We start from the raw sequence: 17425 nt of genomic DNA, 5'->3' as shown, positions 1-17425 counted from the left end.
ATTCAGGTTCAATTCTATTGATCTATGGAGAAAGGGGCGAATGAATGAGCACGCTGCTTGAAGTGCAAAACTTAAAAACATATTTTTTTCGAAAAAAGGAACCGATACCTGCTGTTGATGGCGTTGATTTCAGCATAAACAGAGGAGAAACTGTCGCATTAGTCGGTGAGTCTGGGTCTGGCAAAAGCATTACGTCCTTATCCATTATGGGTCTAATTCATGGAACGGGTGGGAAAATTATGGACGGTTCCATCAAACTTGATGGAAAGGACCTTGTTACATATAGTGAAAAGGAATTATGCAGCATCCGCGGTAATGATGTATCTATGATCTTTCAGGAACCCATGACCTCACTTAATCCCGTCTTAACCATCGGAGAACAAATAACAGAAATCCTCATCTATCACAAAAAACTTTCAAAAAAAGAAGCAGTCAAAAAAGCAGTTGATCTGCTGAAGCTTGTTGGTTTTTCCAGCCCGGAGCAAATCATGAAAGATTATCCGCACCGTTTATCGGGCGGCATGCGGCAAAGAGTGATGATTGCCATAGCGCTCAGCTGTGATCCGAAGCTTCTCATTGCAGATGAACCGACAACTGCCCTGGATGTGACCATTCAAGCACAGGTACTCACATTAATGAAAGATTTATGCTCTACCTTTGGTACTTCTATTCTTCTTATCACACATGATTTAGGTGTCGTATCTGAAGTAGCAGATCGAGTAATTGTCATGTACTGCGGACAGGTTGTTGAAAATGGGACCGTTGAAGAGTTGTTTGAACAGCCGCTTCATCCTTACACAGAAGGGCTGCTTGAATCAATTCCTGTCATTGACGGAGACATACAGCCGTTAACAGCGATCAAAGGGAATGTTCCTGCGCCAGATCAGCTTCCAGCTGGCTGCCGCTTTGCTCCTAGATGTCCGCAAGTGAAGGAACGCTGCCTGGGTGAACTGCCTAAGCTGAGAACATTTGAAGATGGCAGAAGCGTCAGATGTTTCTTATATGAGGAGGCAGACAAAACATGACCCTTGCTCAAAATCAAACACAAATAACGGAATTACCAGAGAAAGAAACGATCCTTGAACTGAAACAGATTCGAAAGCATTTTCCGATTAAAGCGGGCGTCTTTCAGAAAAAAGTCGGTGCAGTAAAAGCTGTTGACGGCATAGACTTGAAGATTTATAAAGGTGAAACGTTAGGAATTGTCGGGGAGTCAGGATGCGGTAAATCCACATTAGGCCGGACAATGATTCGCCTATATGAACCAACTGACGGTCAAATCTTTTTTAAAGGGCAAGACATCACACGCGTATCAGAATCAAAGCTAAGACAATCTACACGAAAAAACATCCAAATGGTTTTTCAAGATCCCTTTGCATCACTCAACCCTAGAAAAACACTTCGAAGCATCATCAAAGAACCCTACAAAACACATCACTTATATTCCTTAAAAGAAAGAAATGAAAAAGTAGAACAGCTTTTATCAAAGGTAGGTCTACATCCAAGCTTTGCAAATCGCTATCCCCATGAATTTTCAGGTGGGCAGAGACAGCGAATCGGCATTGCTCGTGCGCTTGCCATGAATCCCGACATGATCATCGCAGATGAGCCTGTATCAGCACTTGATGTATCCATTCAGGCGCAGGTCATTAATCTAATGGAGGAGCTTCAGGAGGAATTTGACCTTACCTATCTATTTATCTCTCACGATTTAAGTGTGGTCAGGCACATTAGCGATAGAGTCGGCGTCATGTATCTCGGCAAAATGATGGAGCTTGCCGATAAACATAGTCTGTACGATGAACCGCTCCATCCATATACACAGGCTCTGCTTTCTTCCGTTCCTGTCACCCGTAAAAAAGGGCAGGTGAAAAGAGAACGCATTATGCTGCAAGGCGACCTGCCGAGTCCTGCAAATCCGCCAAAAGGCTGCGTATTTCACACAAGATGCCCGCATGCGAAAGAAATCTGTAAAGAAAAAGTACCAGCATTTCAGGAATTAAAAACGAACCACTTTGTTGCCTGCCACCTCTACAACGCTTGATCAAGCTTGTATGATCTCATCTTTGAGAGGGGGGATGAAACAGGAATCGGTCATTATTTTTAAAAAAAGATAGGGGGAATTGTCTATGAAAGTTAGAAATAGAAAGTCCATTTTGATCAGTTTACTGCTGATTTTTACATTAATCCTTGCTGCTTGTTCTAGTGGAAATAAAACGTCAGGAGACAGTGGAAAGAAATCCACAGGTAAACCTGTACAAGGCGGCGATCTTGTCATCGGTTCTATTGCAGAGCCAACATTATTTAACTCGCTGTATTCTACAGATGTGGCAAGCTCTGATATTGAGGAAAGAATCTACAGCTTCTTGCTTCAAACAGACGGAAAGCTGAACCCTCAGCTATCGCTGGCAGAGGATATTAAAGAATCGGATGATGGCAAGCAGTTTGATGTCACCATTAAAAAAGGTGTGAAGTTTCATGATGGTGAAGAACTGACTGCTGATGATGTTGTGTTTACATACAGCATTCCAATCAATAAGGACTACAATGGGGAGCGCGGATCAGGCTTTGAAGTATTAGAGTCTGTTAAAAAGACAGGGGACTACTCGATCGAATTCAAGCTCAATAAAAAAGATCCTTATTTTTATAATGTCACACTAGGAAGCTACGGCATTTTACCTAAGCATATTTTAGGTGATGTGCCTATAAAGGATCTCGGTGAAAACGAATTTAACCGAAAAAAACCAATCGGTTCTGGTCCATTTAAATTTGCAGAATGGAAAGAAGGAGACTACGTCAAACTAGAAGCCTTTGACGATTATTGGGATGGACGTCCATACCTTGATACCGTCACGATTAAAACGATTCCTGACCAAAATGCAGCCATTGCTCAGCTGTCGGCAGGCGATATTGATTTCTTTGCTGTACCAGGAGCCGAACTGCAAACAGCTGAAAAAGTCAGCAACATTAAAATTGAATCTGATTTAGGTCTGAATTATTCATACATTGGCTGGAACCAGAAAAATGAACTCTTTAAAAGTAAAAAGGTCCGCCAAGCGCTGACACATGCCATTGATCGTCAAACGATTGTTGACCAAGTGCTAGATGGAGACGGCAAAGTAGCCAACATTCCAGAAAGTCCGCTGTCCTGGAACTATCCAAAAGATGAAAGTGTTCCAGTGTTTGAATTTGATCAAGAAAAAGCGAAAAAGATGCTGAAAGAAGAGGGCTGGGAGGATACAGATGGAGACGGCTATCTTGATAAGGATGGCAAGAAATTCTCCTTTGTCATAAAGACCAACCAAGGAAATAAAGTTCGTGAAGATATCGCTGTCGTTGTCCAGCAGCAGCTCAAAGAAATCGGTGTGGAAGCGAAGCCGCAAATTGTGGAATTCAGTGCACTCATTGAGCAGACGACACCGCCTAAATGGGATTATGATGCACTGCTGCTCGGCTGGAGCCTTGCGACATTCCCTGATCAATTCAGCATATTCCACTCAAGCCAGTCTGAAAAAGGCTTAAATAACATTTGGTATAAAAATAAAGAGGTCGATAAGCTGCTAGTTGATGCTAAAAAATTAAGCGATCGAAAAGATTATTCAAAGGCATATGAAAAAATTTATAAACTGATCGCAGAGGATCAGCCGTATACGTTCCTTTACTATGCTAACTCACATCGCGCTATGCCATCTAATCTTCAAGGCTACTCTTACCACCCGAAAGATGAGTATTACAAAATCGAAAAATGGTGGCTTGAACAGTAGGCTGATAGTGAAGAAGGGGAGGATTCTCCCCTTTCACCGTGAGAACAATCCCTTGCATTAGGTGTCAGGTCTTTGCGTGTTGCTAATCGCGCTCCGCATCAGCACGAGAATTCAAGGGATTTCATATCACGCTGAAAAGAAGACAATGGGCTAAAATTACATCATTTTAGCCTTTTTTTCACAGAATGGCGATCCGATGAAAAAGGAGTTGTGCATATGGTTACATATATCATTAGAAGGACATTGCTCTCTATTCCTATTTTATTAGGGATTACCATTTTGTCCTTTGCCATTATGAAAGCAGCACCAGGCGATCCGATGTCACTCATGATGGACCCTACCATTAGTGCGGCAGACCGGGAAGCCTTTATTGATAAGTACGGCTTGAATGATCCTGAATATGTGCAATATATGAAATGGCTTGGCAATATGCTTCAAGGTGACTTTGGCACATCCATTGTCAAAAAGGGAACGCCCGTGGCAGATTTGATTTTTGCCCGGCTGCCAAATACCCTCATCCTCATGATTTTTTCTACATTAGTTGCCCTGCTGATCGCCATCCCATTTGGTGTTCTTTCAGCAAAACGTCCGTATACAAAGCTTGACTATGGCATTACGGTTACATCTTTTATCGGACTGGCTATTCCAAACTTTTGGTTTGGTCTTATCCTCATTATGGTTTTATCCGTGAACCTAGGGTGGTTTCCGACTGGTGGAGTCTCTACCTTGAATGCCGATTTTAATGTGTTTGATCGGCTCCATCACATTATTTTACCTGCCTTTGTTTTAGCAACGGCTGATATGGCAGGGCTGACCCGGTACACAAGGTCGAGTATGCTTGATGTCATGAGGCAGGATTACATTCGCACAGCAAGAGCGAAAGGCTTTAGAGAAAACAAAGTTATTTTTAAGCATGGTTTAAGAAACGGTCTTATGCCTGTCATAACGATTTTCGGATTGATGATACCATCCTTTATTGGCGGCGCAGTTGTGGTGGAACAAATCTTCACATGGCCTGGACTTGGAAAGCTTTTCATTGATTCTGCCTTTTCGAGAGATTATCCGGTCATTATGGCGATGACCGTTATTTCCGCAGTGCTCGTGGTGGTGGGAAATTTAATAGCGGATATTTTATATGCGATCGTTGATCCGCGTATTGAATATTAGAAGGGAGCTGAAGTACAATTGGCACAGCCTAATATGGGAACACCTCCTGTTGATATCAAATTAAAGGAGGGCCTTCCGCCAAAGCCAGAGACGATGCTGCGTTTATTTTGCGAGAAATTTTTCAAAAATAAATTGGCGGTTGCCGGCTCCGTGATCTTATTGGTCATTATTTTTTCTGCCATTTTTGCTCCAGTGATCGCTCCATATGCACCAGAGCATCAAGATTTATTGAAGCGGCTCCAGCCGCCAAGTGCTGAGCATTTTATGGGCACAGACAAGTTTGGCCGCGATATTTTCTCAAGGGTGCTATATGGCGCGCGCGTTTCTTTATTGGTCGGTTTCGTCTCGGTGGTTGGTGCAATCACTATTGGAACTGTCGTTGGCGCGGTCGCGGGGTATTTCAAAGGGTTTGTTGATTCCTTGTTAATGCGGTTTGTGGATGTCGTGTTGTCGATTCCAGACATTTTTTTATTGATCACGCTTGTCACCATTTTCAAACCGGGCATTGATAAATTGATTTTAATCTTTGCTTTGACAGGCTGGACAACAACCGCCAGGCTCATCCGCAGTGAATTCTTATCACTTCGAACAAGAGAATTCGTCCTCGCGGCAAGAACCATTGGAACGAAAAATCATGTCATCATCTTTTCGCATATTTTACCGAACTGTATCGGTCCTATTATTGTGTCAGCTACATTAAAAGTAGGCTCTGTCATTTTAGCTGAATCAACGCTCAGCTACCTTGGCTTTGGTATTCAGCCACCAACGGCAAGCTGGGGCAACATGCTGCAAGATGCACAAAATTTCTCGATTATGGTGCAAGCGTGGTGGTACCCGCTTTTCCCAGGTTTACTCATTTTGCTGACTGTTTTATGCTTTAATTTTTTAGGAGATGGGCTGAGAGATGCGCTTGATCCTAAAAAGCTGAAGTAAGGTTTAAAGGGGCTCTGCGTGCGTCCTCCGTTTCCTGAATGAAATAAAGACACGAAGCCGTCATTCATCCAGCTTGAAGTTTTGATAAAGTTGGAATAATTTCTCTATCCCTTGCCCATACTGTGGACAACAGTTTTTATAAAGTGAGGGATTGGTTATGTTATTTCTTCATGACGTATGGGTGAATTGGTTTGAAGGGGAAGAAAATGGCTACAATGTGTGTCATTTTCATGAGTGGCGTAAGGAGGACAGCGTTGAGCTGTTAGATCAAGTGCCTTTACTTAAGGTGCAGAGTCCTTTGTTTGATTACATAGAGAATGATCTTTCAGAGCTGCCAAAGACGCTGCTAGAGTCTGTATTTGAGAAATCATATATTCGAAAAAATCATGAGCGCCGTAAATTAGAGTATTGCTTTGTAGTCACAGACGGCATACGAATCATTGCCGTGGATACGATTGGCTATTCCATTCCAGTGAGAAAAAGCCGCTTGATCCCAAGGCAGGAGCAATTGGTCTATGAAATGGTGAAAGATGTGAAGGCAGAAGAATATGAATTCTCTAAGGGCAGTCTTGAATCGACGAAGGAGTACCACATTCTATCACTGCCGCCGCAGCATATCAGCGGATTAACGAGAAAAGAAAGACAGCTGAAGCAGCTGATGTTTATGGCGCTCGATCAATTAAAGGGGCTCCAAAACAGGGCGGAGATTGCCTATTGGTATACGGAATGGAACCCGCGCATGTACAACCAAATCAAACGAATGTCATTCGAAGAGATTTGGAACATGCTTTACAATGAAACGATTGATGGATGGTCAGAAAATCATTTAGCTTTCTGTGAAAAAATGATTAAAGGACAGCCGTTTTTCGAAAAGCTTTGGGAAATGGAAAACGAATCAAAAGTAAATTAGAAAAAGCTTGCAGCGGGAGTGCTGCAAGCTTTTTTTATTTGCGTTTTCTGCCAAGACCCATCGCATTCTCCATTTTTTTCAGCATTTTGTTTGCTGTGCGGTTTGCTTTTTCAGCACCTTCGTCTAGAATACGGTCAAGCTCGTCTGATTCAATGAGTTCATAGTATCGATCTTGAATTGGTTTTAAAGCATCAACGACAACGTTCGCAAGATCTCCTTTAAACTCACCATATCCTTTGCCTTCGTACTTTTGCTCCAGCTCTGCAATGGATATGTTGCCTAATACAGAATAAATTGTCAGCAAGTTGGCAATTCCAGGCTTGTTCTCTTTGTCATATTTGACGATGCCTTCTGAATCCGTCACAGCACTTTTAATTTTCTTTTCAAGCTGCTTTGGTTCATCTAATAAGGTAATGAAGGATTTTTGGTTCGGATCGGATTTGCTCATCTTTTTCGTTGGATCTGTTAAAGACATAATCCGAGCGCCTTCTTTTGGAATCTTCACTTCAGGCACAGTGAAAATGTCATTGTACTTTCGGTTAAAGCGTTCAGCAAGCGTTCTAGTCAATTCAAGATGCTGCTTTTGGTCTTCTCCAACAGGAACTAAATCAGTACTATATAATAAGATATCGCCAGCCATTAAAGGAGGATATGTTAATAGGCCTGAAACAACCGCTTCCTTACCAGCGGATTTGTCCTTAAATTGGGTCATTCTTTCTAATTCCCCAATATAAGCAACACATTGCAGCATCCATCCTGCCTGGGCGTGAGCAGGTACTTCTGATTGGATAAACAATGTCGCCTTCTCTGGATCAAGTCCAACAGCTAAATAAAGAGCTGCTAAGCTTCTAATATTTTGGCGGAGAGCTAATCGGTCCTGACTCACCGTAATCGCATGCTGATCCACGACACAAAAATAGCCATCATAGTCATGCTGCAAATCGACAAATTGCTTCATTGCTCCAATATAGTTCCCTAATGTGACAGAACCGCTCGGCTGAATGCCTGAAAAAATTGTCTTCTTTGTCATACTAAAACCTCTTTTCTTCAATATAAAAAGGCCCACCCATCACTTTTCAACAGAAAAGGGACGAATGAACCGTGGTACCACCCTTGTTATTTCACATAGAAATCACTCAAGACGTTGATAACGGAGACTGCTCCGTCTAAGCCTACTCACTTTTTTAGAAGTGTTCGGTTAGCTGCTCCAAAGCCCATTCCATACATGCCATTATCTGCTCACACCGGCCGCAGACTCTCTGTCAATGGTGAATATATGTACTCTTCTTTTTCATCGCAACAATATGTCTATCTATTATAAAGGATGACCATGAAAAAGTCACGAAGCCATTATGTGACCTTCTCATCATGCCTATAGACACTTAAAATTTTAGATAAAATAACAAATATCTGTCAGAATTTTTTAAAAAAGGATGATTAATTATATGTATAAAACATTATTCCTGCTCAATTTGTTTAATTATTTTAATCAATTTACGCTTTAATTTGTTGAAGTGATTGAGACTTTAGTTTATAAAAATCCCTCTTTATCCCCATTTACGTTTTTAAAAAATATATGAAATTGATATTGCAATAAATTATTCTATTCATTATAATGAATTTGTTCACACGTTTGTGCTAGGCTCTTTACATAGTGAAAATTCAGAAAAAACAAAAGAAATAGAAAGTAAGCTATTTAGGGACTTTTTTACGCTATTTCTTAAATCTGAATCTCATCTTCTATCGAGACCTTTGAACTAAAAACATATTATAAGGGGGAATACAGTTGAAAAAGCGTTGGTCTGTTGTTACTTTAATGCTTATTTTCACACTTGTATTAAGCGCTTGTGGTTTCAGCGGAAACAAATCAGGCGACAGCACGAGCAGTTCTGGAGAGGCTAAAACAACATTAAATGTGAATATCTCCACTGAGCCTTTTTCTCTACATCCGGGATTGGCAAATGATTCAACTTCAGGTAGTGTCATCCGTCAGACTTTTGAAGGATTAACAAGAATTAACGCTGAAGGAAAGCCAGAAAATGCAATGGCTTCTGATATCAAAACAAGTGCTGATGGTAAAACTTACACATTCACACTTCGTGATGCAAAATGGTCTAATGGTGACCCTGTTACAGCTAAAGATTTCGAATATGCTTGGAAATGGGCATTAGATCCTAAAAATGAATCTCAATATGCTTACCAGCTTTACTATATTAAAGGTGCTGAAGCAGCGAACAAAGGGAAAGCGAAAGTTGCTGATGTTGGCATTAAAGCTAAAGACGACAAAACGCTTGTAGTTGAGCTAGAGAACCCAACACCGTTCTTTACTGAACTAACTGCATTCTATACGTATATGCCAGTCAACAAAAAAGTGGCTGAAAAGAATAAAAACTGGTACACAAATGCTGGTGAAAACTATGTGTCTAACGGACCATTCGTTCTTTCTAAATGGAAACATGGCGGTTCTATCACGCTTGAAAAGAACAATGAATACTGGGATAAAGATACTGTGAAATTGAAAAAAATCAACATGTCTATGATCAAAGATACAAACACTGAGCTTAGCATGTTCAAAAAAGGCGAGCTTGACTGGGCTGGTTCTCCAACTGGAAGCCTTCCAACTGAGTCTTTAAAAACATTGAAAAAAGAAGGCGGTCTGAAAATCCAAACGATCGCTGGTATCTATAACTACAAATTCAACACAGAAGTAAAACCTTTAAACAATGCAAACATCCGTAAGGCTCTTGCATACTCAATCAACCGTCAAGCGATCGTTGACAAAATTACGCAAGGTGAACAAGTTCCAGCAATGGCAATTGTTCCACCAACAATGGATGGTTTCGAGGGCAACAAAACTGGCTACTTTAAAGATCATGATGTAGATACAGCTAAAAAACTTCTTGAAAAAGGTGCGAAAGAATTAGGTTATAAATCTGTTTCTGATCTTCCAACATTGAAACTTTCTTACAACACTGATGAAGGCCACCAAAAGATTGCACAAGCAATTCAAGAAATGTGGAAAAAAGATTTAGGTGTGAAAGTTGAACTTGATAACTCTGAGTGGAACGTATACATCGACAAAATCCACAGCGGAGACTACCAAATCGGACGTATGGGCTGGTTAGGTGACTTCAACGATCCAGTGAACTTCCTTGAGCTTTACAAAGATAAAGACGGTGGAAACAACGACACTGGATGGGAAAGCAAAGAGTACAAACAATTGTTGAATGATTCTGCAAAAGAAACAGATAAAACAAAGCGTGAAGAAATGCTGAAAAAAGCAGAAGAAATCATCATCAACGATATGCCTGTAGCACCAATTTACTTCTACACTCAGCTTTGGGTACAAGATCCTAAACTAAAAGGTGTAGTTGTATCTGGATTAGGTGATGTTCAATACAAATGGGCACATTTCGAAAAGTAAGAGTCATAGTGTAAGAGATCTACGGCAAGGATCTTAAGGTATATGGAGGATGTCTCTCCATATACCTTTCTTGCTGATTAGAGAAATTGTTGTAAAATCATGGAGGTGCAATTCCGTTGCTTAAATATATCGGTAAGCGATTAATATATATTTTAATCACACTGTTTGTTATTGTAACTGCAACTTTCTTTCTCATGCAGGCAGCACCTGGTGGTCCATTCTCTGGAGAGAAGAAACTTCCTGCTGAAATTGAAGCAAACTTAAACGAGCACTACGGATTGGACAAGCCCTTATTTGTTCAATATGTAAGCTACTTAGGTTCAGTTGCAAAATTAGATTTTGGTCCCTCATTTAAATATAAAGGACAAACCGTAAATGACTTAATCAGTTCTGGATTCCCCGTTTCCTTTACCCTCGGAATTGAGGCAATTCTCCTCGCATTAGCATTTGGTGTATTGTTTGGGGTCCTTGCAGCGCTCTATCATAACAAGTGGCAAGACTATACGATTGCCATTTTAACGATCTTTGGAATCTCAGTTCCAAGTTTCATTTTAGCGGCGCTACTACAATATGTATTTGCATCTGAGGCAAGCATTATAGCGATCTTCCCAGTTGCAGGATGGGAGTCTTGGGCCAGCACCGTACTACCTTCTATTGCACTTTCCTTCATGCCAATGGCATTTATCGCTAGACTTGCACGGTCAAGTATGCTTGAAGTACTAAATAGTGACTACATTAGAACGGCTAGAGCGAAAGGATTAACAAAATCAGCTGTGACGATCAAACACGCCATCCGAAACGCATTGTTGCCTGTTATCACATACATGGGACCAATGGCTGCTTCAGTTTTAACAGGTAGTTTTGTCGTTGAGAAGATATTTGGTATCCCTGGCTTAGGCTCTCACTTTGTCACAAGCATTACAAACCGTGATTACACCGTCATCATGGGTGTCACAGTCTTCTACAGTATTATTCTATTAGTCAGTATTCTAATCGTTGACGTTCTCTACGGTATTATCGATCCTAGAATTAAACTGACGAAGGCGAAGAAAGGGGTCTAACACATGGAAGAGATGAGAAAAGATTTATTTGTGCCTGCGACAGCTGACGCAGCAGAATCTGAAAAAATTTCTAAACCTAGTCTATCTTTATGGAAGGATGCCATGCTTCGCTTCCGTGCTAATAAACTTGCAATGGTTGGACTCACAATCATTTTTATTATTGTGATGCTGGCCATCTTTGTTCCAATGTTTTCTAAATATGATTACTCCACGACTGATTTGCTGAATGCTGACCAGCCGCCTTCAAAAGAGCACTGGTTTGGTACAGATGACTTAGGACGTGACATGTTTGTCCGTACATGGGTCGGGGCAAGAATTTCGATCTTCATCGGTCTTGCTGCAGCGCTCCTTGACGTCATCATCGGTATTATCTGGGGAAGTATTGCTGCATTCAAAGGTGGCCGTACAGATGAAGTGATGATGCGTATTGCAGACGTTTTATGGGCAATTCCAACACTATTAATGGTCATCTTAATGATGGTTGTTCTTCCTAAAGGATTATTAACGATTATCCTTGCCATGACAGTCGTAGGCTGGATTAACATGGCACGTATTGTTCGGGGACAGGTTTTACAATTAAAGAGTCAAGAATACGTTCTTGCAGCACAAACATTAGGTGCGAAAACATCTAGACTTTTATTTAAACACTTAATTCCAAACTCAATGGGACCGATTCTTGTGACAATGACATTAACGATTCCTTCTGCTATTTTCACAGAGGCGTTCCTAAGCTATCTAGGGCTTGGTGTACCGGCTCCATTAGCGAGCTGGGGAACAATGGCGTCTGACGGAATTCCAGCCATGACGTACTACCCTTGGAGATTATGGTTCCCAGCCGCATTTATCTGTATTACAATGTTTGGTTTTAACGTGGTTGGAGACGGACTAAGAGACGCTTTAGATCCGAAGTTGCGTAAATAAGGAGTGATTAGGATGGAACGTGAACGTATTCTAGAGGTGAAAGACCTTGCAATCTCATTTAAAACATATGGTGGAGAAGTTCAAGCCATTCGTGGTGTGAACTTCCACTTAAATAAAGGCGAGACACTTGCTATTGTAGGTGAATCTGGCTCTGGTAAGAGTGTGACATCACAAGCGATCATGAGACTAATTCCGATGCCGCCTGGTTATTTCAAGCGCGGACAGATCCTGTTTGATGGCCAAGATATTGTCAAGAAAACCGAGAAACAAATGCAAACCATTCGAGGAAAAGACATCTCAATGATCTTCCAAGATCCGATGACGTCTTTGAATCCAACGATGAAAGTCGGGAAGCAAATTACAGAAGTGCTGTTCAAGCATGAACAAATTTCAAAAGAAGCGGCTGAAAAAAGAGCCATTGAACTATTGGAGCTTGTAGGAATTCCAATGCCTGAAAAAAGAATTAAACAATATCCGCACGAATTTAGTGGCGGGATGAGACAAAGGGTTGTCATCGCCATGGCGCTTGCAGCAGATCCAAAGCTGTTGATTGCTGATGAGCCGACGACTGCGCTTGATGTAACAATTCAAGCACAAATTTTAGAATTAATGAAAGAAATTCAGCAAAAGGTTGACACTTCGATTATCTTTATTACGCATGATCTAGGTGTTGTTGCCAACGTCGCTGATCGTGTAGCTGTTATGTATGCAGGACAGATTGTGGAGACAGGGACTGTTGATGAAATTTTCTACAATCCAAAGCATCCGTATACATGGGGACTTTTAGCATCAATGCCGAGTCTTGACACTGATGGCGGAGAAGAAGGAAAGCTGACTGCCATTCCAGGAACACCACCAGATCTGACAAACCCGCCGAAAGGAGATGCATTTGCACTCCGCAGCGATTATGCAATGAAAATTGACTTCGAACAAGAACCGCCAATGTTCAAAGTATCAGATACGCATTATGTGAAATCATGGCTACTTCATCCAAATGCACCTAAAGTTGAACCGCCTGCTTCTGTAAAGGCGAGAATGCGTGAACTAGAAGGTAGCTACGAAAAACCTGTATTAGTAAAAGAGGGTGAATAGCATGGCAGAAAAACTGTTAGAAATCAAAAATTTGAAGCAGCATTTCCATACAGCAAGAGGAACTGTGAAAGCAGTAGATGGGGTTTCATTTGATATTTACAAAGGTGAAACGCTTGGTCTTGTAGGTGAGTCTGGTTGTGGTAAATCCACTACGGGCCGTTCGATCATTAGACTTTATGATGCGACAGATGGTGAAGTTCTTTATAAAGGGGAAAATGTACACGGGAAGAAATCAAGACAAAAAATGCTTGAGTTCAACCGTCAAATGCAGATGATCTTCCAAGATCCATATGCTTCACTCAACCCTAGAATGACAGTGCTTGATATCATTGCAGAGGGCATCGACATTCATGGTCTTGCGAAAACAAAACAGGCGCGTAAAGAGCGTGTGTATCAATTACTTGAAACTGTTGGATTGAACAAAGAGCATGCGAACAGATACCCGCATGAATTCTCAGGCGGTCAAAGACAGCGTATCGGAATTGCACGTGCATTAGCAGTAGAGCCTGATTTCATCATCGCCGATGAACCAATCTCTGCATTAGACGTGTCGATCCAAGCGCAGGTCGTCAACTTATTGAAAGAGCTTCAAGAGGAAAAAGGTTTAACGTACTTATTCATTGCCCATGACCTGTCCATGGTAAAATACATCAGCGATCGTATCGGCGTGATGTATTTCGGAAAATTGGTTGAGCTGGCACCAGCGAATGAATTATACGAAAACCCGCTTCATCCATACACAAAATCATTGTTGTCTGCGATTCCGCTTCCAGATCCTGATTATGAGCGTAACCGTAAACGAATCAAGTATGATCCATCTGTTCACAAAGGAACAAACACCGAGTTCCGTGAAGTAAAGCCAGGTCACTTTGTGAGCTGCACAGAGGAAGAATTCAAAGAGCTTCAGGCGAAACAATCATAAAAAGAGAGAAGCACTGCTAATGCAGTGCTTCTTTTTATTTGGGTCTAGTTTCATCTATATAGAAAGTGTCACTCATCAAAAAGAAATAAACTCACAATCATAGGTGAAGTGAAAATAAGTAGTTTAATTCAAAATAAGGAAAAATATGATACGCTTATGTTATGAAATTTCAAATTGTAAACTATTTCGTTTGGGGGAGGACAATTGAAAAGAATAACATTATCAAATGGGGGAACAGTTGAAGTTGAGTGTCTTAGTTGTGCATTAACGAATGGATTAGTTGAACCAGAAGGTGGCGTGGTTATTGAAACAGAGTACTTTCACGCCCATCAAGATGTCGCTTATCCAATTAAAGGGTTAATAATTTTAGCTTCAAAAAGACACATCACATGTTTAGATGATTTAACTAATTCAGAAAGATTAGACTACATAGACGTTTTAGCAAGGATAAGAAAAGCACAAAGAACCGCTTTAGGGATAGAATATGTCTATTATTTTTACAACGAAGATACAACCCATCATTTTCATACTTGGATGGTGCCAAGATATGAATGGATGTATAACTTCGGGCGTTCAGTTGAATCAGTCCGACCAGTATTACTTCATGCTAGAAATGAAATGAACACCAAAGAAAATATTGTAGAAGTTAAGGAAGCCATCACCATTCTTACCAAAGAATTAAACAAATAAAAGAAGGGGGGAAATAGGATGTTTAAATGGAAAACCTATCGTTATTCATTGCTTCATGTTCTCATTGTATTCATACTATTTTCAACGTCTTTTTTCAGGAAACCAAACGGAGGAAAGTGGATGCTCTTGTTTATGGTGCTCGTTGGGATTGTGTCTTTTTCAGTGGAATATATGCTTAACCGAAAGACAAGGGGGCAGAAGCAAGAAGCACGGCGTGTAAAATATCTTTATTTCATCATGTTGCAAATCACGATGACACTGATCTTGTTTGTCTGTATTCAACTCGTCATGAATCGTTCGTTATAAAACTTTTTTTACGTTAATTGAAAAAAAGTGAAACTACTGAAGACTTTGCTGCGTCTTACTAGTACAGGCGTTTAAATAGCAGGAAATCGGGAATATCTAAGGAAGTGGTTCTTAACTATAGCATAAGGAGCAGATCCATGAATTGGTATGAAAAGCTCAGTGAATACTTCCCGATAGAAGAAATGAAGTCAAAAGAGCATATGGAAGCTTTATTAAAGGAAAGAAGTGATATTTATCATAAGGAGGAAGGACCTCATCATGTGATGATGTACGCCGAATTTGATTCTTTCATCTTTATTGATTATTTATTTGTTTCCAAAGATGCAAGAGGTGAAGGCCTCGGGTCAAAGCTTATTCATAAGCTGAAGGAAAAAAAGAAACCGATCTTGCTTGAAGTCGAGCCTGTAGATGAAGATGATGCAGATACTGCAAAACGCCTAAAGTTTTACCAAAGAGAGCACTTCAAGCATGCAGAATCAATTGGTTATAAACGCAGGTCACTTGCAACAAATGAAGTGAACCGCATGGAAATTCTTTATTGGTCGCCTCTTACAAATCATGAGGAAGAGATCATGGAAGCCATGAGGAAGACCTATGAACGAATTCATACGTATAAAGATGAAGAATGGTATGGACAATCGTATGAGGATGTTGATGATGTATTGAAGATCATTGAAAATAGAAAGCAAAAAAATATTTTCGATCATCTCGACTAAATGAGAATGTTCTGACATCAAGCAGCACCACAAAATGAATGAAATTGTCTAGTTTTTGTCACAAAAATTGCAAGAAAATCTGTTCACACTTACTTTTTTATAGTATAATCACTATAAAGATTACTTATTTAGAACAATTTTAATTTAAGAATACAGATCAATATTCATTCTACAAATTGAGGAGTGAAGATTTATGGTAACATTATACACATCACCAAGCTGTACATCATGTAGAAAAGCAAGAGCGTGGTTAGAAGAGCACAATATCCCGTATCAAGAGAGAAACATTTTTTCTGAGCCTCTTTCAATCGATGAAATCAAAGAAATTCTTCGAATGACAGAAGACGGTACAGACGAAATTATCTCAACACGTTCAAAAGTATTCCAAAAACTAAATGTCAATGTTGAGACAATGCCGCTTCAACAATTGTATAAACTAATCAATGAGCATCCAGGTCTTTTACGTCGTCCAATTATCTTGGATGAAAAAAGATTACAAGTTGGGTACAATGAAGATGAAATTAGACGTTTCTTACCAAGAACGGTTCGTACATTCCAACTAAGAGAAGCTCAGCGACTTGCTAACTAATAAAAACACGAAAAGCTGCCGATCATTTGGCAGCTTTTTTTATTTGTTTTCAGCCGTTTGCTCGTAAAAGAGGCTGGCTAATATGACCACTATGACGGTTAAAAACGGAAGCATCAATTCAAGCGCGGCATGCTGTGACATAAATTCAGTCAATTTCACATCACGCACAATCATTTCTCCGCCAGTAAAGGCCAAAAGCGCACTTCCTCCGTATAAAAGAAACGGAAATTTGGTTAAAGCTGCATGAATCAGCTTGCTTCCCCAAATAATAATCGGTACAGAAATCATGAGGCCAAAAGCGGTCAGAAGCATGTTGCCTTTTGCTGCACCTGCAACTGCGATGACATTATCAAGTGACATAAAGAGGTCGGCAATCACAATGGTTTGAACTGCACGCCAAAGGGAGCCGCTGCTCTTAATCCGAATCGATTCCTTCTTTTGTTCAATTAACAGATTGTATCCTATATAAAGGAGAAAAAGACCGCCAATAAACTGCAAATAAGGGATAGTCAATAAATAAACGGCGGCACCAGTCATTGTAATTCTCATCAGCACGGCTAAAAGTGTGCCGATCCAAATGGCTTTATTGCGTTTATCATGTGATAAATTTCGACTGGCCATTGCAATGATGAGCGCATTATCTCCGCCTAAAATCAGGTCTATGCCAATAATCATCAGTAAGGATACGATCCACTCTGTTTCCATCCAATTCACCTCTTGTCCTAATAGAGCTCGTACAACCAATATATGAGGACAATTCAAATATATGTTTCTGCAAGTTTTCTCTGCAAAAAATGCGTTTTTATTTCTTTTATTCATGTTTTATCATAAAATAGACAGTACGAAGCAATACCTCAATTCTTTAAACGGTTAACATGTAGACGGAACGGGTAAAGTGTAGTAAAGTACTATTAATTGGGAGCTTGTATG

17 protein-coding genes and 1 other annotated feature are annotated in these 17425 nt (G+C 40.4%); of the genes, 15 read left to right on the top strand and 2 right to left on the bottom strand.

Features of this window, described 5'->3' with window-relative positions; all coding sequences use genetic code 11:
- Positions 1-44 precede the first annotated feature (44 nt).
- The 6 genes from ACP69X_RS08660 (at position 45) to ACP69X_RS08635 (ending at position 6774) form a co-directional block, all read left to right on the top strand.
- Complete coding sequence (locus ACP69X_RS08660; RefSeq protein ID WP_269103948.1) at positions 45-1025, top strand: ABC transporter ATP-binding protein; 981 nt, start codon at positions 45-47, stop codon at positions 1023-1025.
- Positions 1022-2044, top strand: coding sequence for an ABC transporter ATP-binding protein (locus ACP69X_RS08655; RefSeq protein WP_041089820.1), 1023 nt, complete (start codon positions 1022-1024; stop codon positions 2042-2044). The genes ACP69X_RS08660 and ACP69X_RS08655 overlap by 4 nt, the downstream gene beginning before the upstream one ends.
- Positions 2045-2129: 85 nt before the next feature.
- Positions 2130-3764 carry a peptide-binding protein gene (locus tag ACP69X_RS08650; RefSeq protein WP_075611239.1) on the top strand — a complete coding sequence of 545 codons (1635 nt, stop codon included), beginning with the start codon at positions 2130-2132 and terminating at the stop codon, positions 3762-3764.
- A 216-nt stretch (positions 3765-3980) separates the two neighbouring features.
- Positions 3981-4931: an ABC transporter permease gene (locus ACP69X_RS08645; protein WP_034621771.1), complete on the top strand. Its 951-nt coding sequence runs from the start codon at positions 3981-3983 to the stop codon at positions 4929-4931.
- Between the two features lie 33 nt (positions 4932-4964).
- Positions 4965-5864 carry an oligopeptide ABC transporter permease gene (gene opp4C, locus ACP69X_RS08640; protein WP_080772319.1) on the top strand — a complete coding sequence of 300 codons (900 nt, stop codon included), beginning with the start codon at positions 4965-4967 and terminating at the stop codon, positions 5862-5864.
- A 157-nt stretch (positions 5865-6021) separates the two neighbouring features.
- Entirely contained in the window at positions 6022-6774 is a 753-nt protein-coding gene (locus tag ACP69X_RS08635; RefSeq protein WP_073979845.1) for a YjbA family protein, read from the top strand.
- Positions 6775-6808: 34 nt separating this feature from the next.
- On the opposite strand, the gene trpS is transcribed toward ACP69X_RS08635, so the two are convergent.
- Positions 6809-7804, bottom strand: a complete 996-nt coding sequence (trpS, locus tag ACP69X_RS08630; RefSeq protein WP_305960965.1) for a tryptophan--tRNA ligase — start codon at positions 7802-7804, stop codon at positions 6809-6811.
- Between the two features lie 53 nt (positions 7805-7857).
- Positions 7858-8078 (bottom strand) — a binding site (T-box leader).
- A 482-nt stretch (positions 8079-8560) separates the two neighbouring features.
- Between trpS and ACP69X_RS08625 the strand changes: the two genes are divergently transcribed.
- The 9 genes from ACP69X_RS08625 to spxA all read left to right on the top strand — a co-directional run bounded on the left by ACP69X_RS08625 (position 8561) and on the right by spxA (position 16495).
- Positions 8561-10198, top strand: a complete 1638-nt coding sequence (locus ACP69X_RS08625; RefSeq protein WP_411264426.1) for a peptide ABC transporter substrate-binding protein — start codon at positions 8561-8563, stop codon at positions 10196-10198.
- A 116-nt stretch (positions 10199-10314) separates the two neighbouring features.
- Positions 10315-11259, top strand: coding sequence for an ABC transporter permease (locus tag ACP69X_RS08620; RefSeq protein ID WP_269103946.1), 945 nt, complete (start codon positions 10315-10317; stop codon positions 11257-11259).
- 3 nt (positions 11260-11262) lie between these two features.
- The gene (locus tag ACP69X_RS08615; protein ID WP_268473858.1) at positions 11263-12180 is read left to right on the top strand and encodes an ABC transporter permease; all 918 of its coding nucleotides are present in this window, start codon (positions 11263-11265) and stop codon (positions 12178-12180) included.
- Between the two features lie 12 nt (positions 12181-12192).
- Positions 12193-13272 (top strand): ABC transporter ATP-binding protein, encoded by a 1080-nt coding sequence (locus tag ACP69X_RS08610; RefSeq protein ID WP_025093404.1) that lies wholly within the window; start codon positions 12193-12195, stop codon positions 13270-13272.
- A gap of 1 nt (position 13273) precedes the next feature.
- Complete coding sequence (locus ACP69X_RS08605; RefSeq protein WP_024425041.1) at positions 13274-14194, top strand: ABC transporter ATP-binding protein; 921 nt, start codon at positions 13274-13276, stop codon at positions 14192-14194.
- Between the two features lie 204 nt (positions 14195-14398).
- On the top strand, positions 14399-14884 hold the full coding sequence (locus tag ACP69X_RS08600) for an HIT family protein (RefSeq protein ID WP_426052593.1): 486 nt from the start codon (positions 14399-14401) through the stop codon (positions 14882-14884).
- 18 nt (positions 14885-14902) lie between these two features.
- Positions 14903-15190 carry a hypothetical protein gene (locus ACP69X_RS08595; protein WP_426052592.1) on the top strand — a complete coding sequence of 96 codons (288 nt, stop codon included), beginning with the start codon at positions 14903-14905 and terminating at the stop codon, positions 15188-15190.
- Between the two features lie 137 nt (positions 15191-15327).
- Positions 15328-15906 carry a GNAT family N-acetyltransferase gene (locus ACP69X_RS08590; RefSeq protein WP_024425040.1) on the top strand — a complete coding sequence of 193 codons (579 nt, stop codon included), beginning with the start codon at positions 15328-15330 and terminating at the stop codon, positions 15904-15906.
- 193 nt (positions 15907-16099) lie between these two features.
- Positions 16100-16495, top strand: a complete 396-nt coding sequence (gene spxA / locus ACP69X_RS08585) for a transcriptional regulator SpxA (protein ID WP_003211421.1) — start codon at positions 16100-16102, stop codon at positions 16493-16495.
- A 39-nt stretch (positions 16496-16534) separates the two neighbouring features.
- Here spxA and ACP69X_RS08580 read toward each other — a convergent pair whose 3' ends face one another.
- On the bottom strand, positions 16535-17200 hold the full coding sequence (locus tag ACP69X_RS08580; protein ID WP_075611246.1) for a TerC family protein: 666 nt from the start codon (positions 17198-17200) through the stop codon (positions 16535-16537).
- Positions 17201-17425 lie beyond the last annotated feature (225 nt).

Origin of the sequence: Bacillus sp. DC4300-2b2, assembly GCF_049895685.1 — a bacterium.
In the GTDB taxonomy this organism is placed as follows: domain Bacteria; phylum Bacillota; class Bacilli; order Bacillales; family Bacillaceae; genus Bacillus; species Bacillus safensis.
Note: the sequence above shows the minus strand (reverse complement) of the source record. Positions and strands in the feature narration are given on the sequence as shown.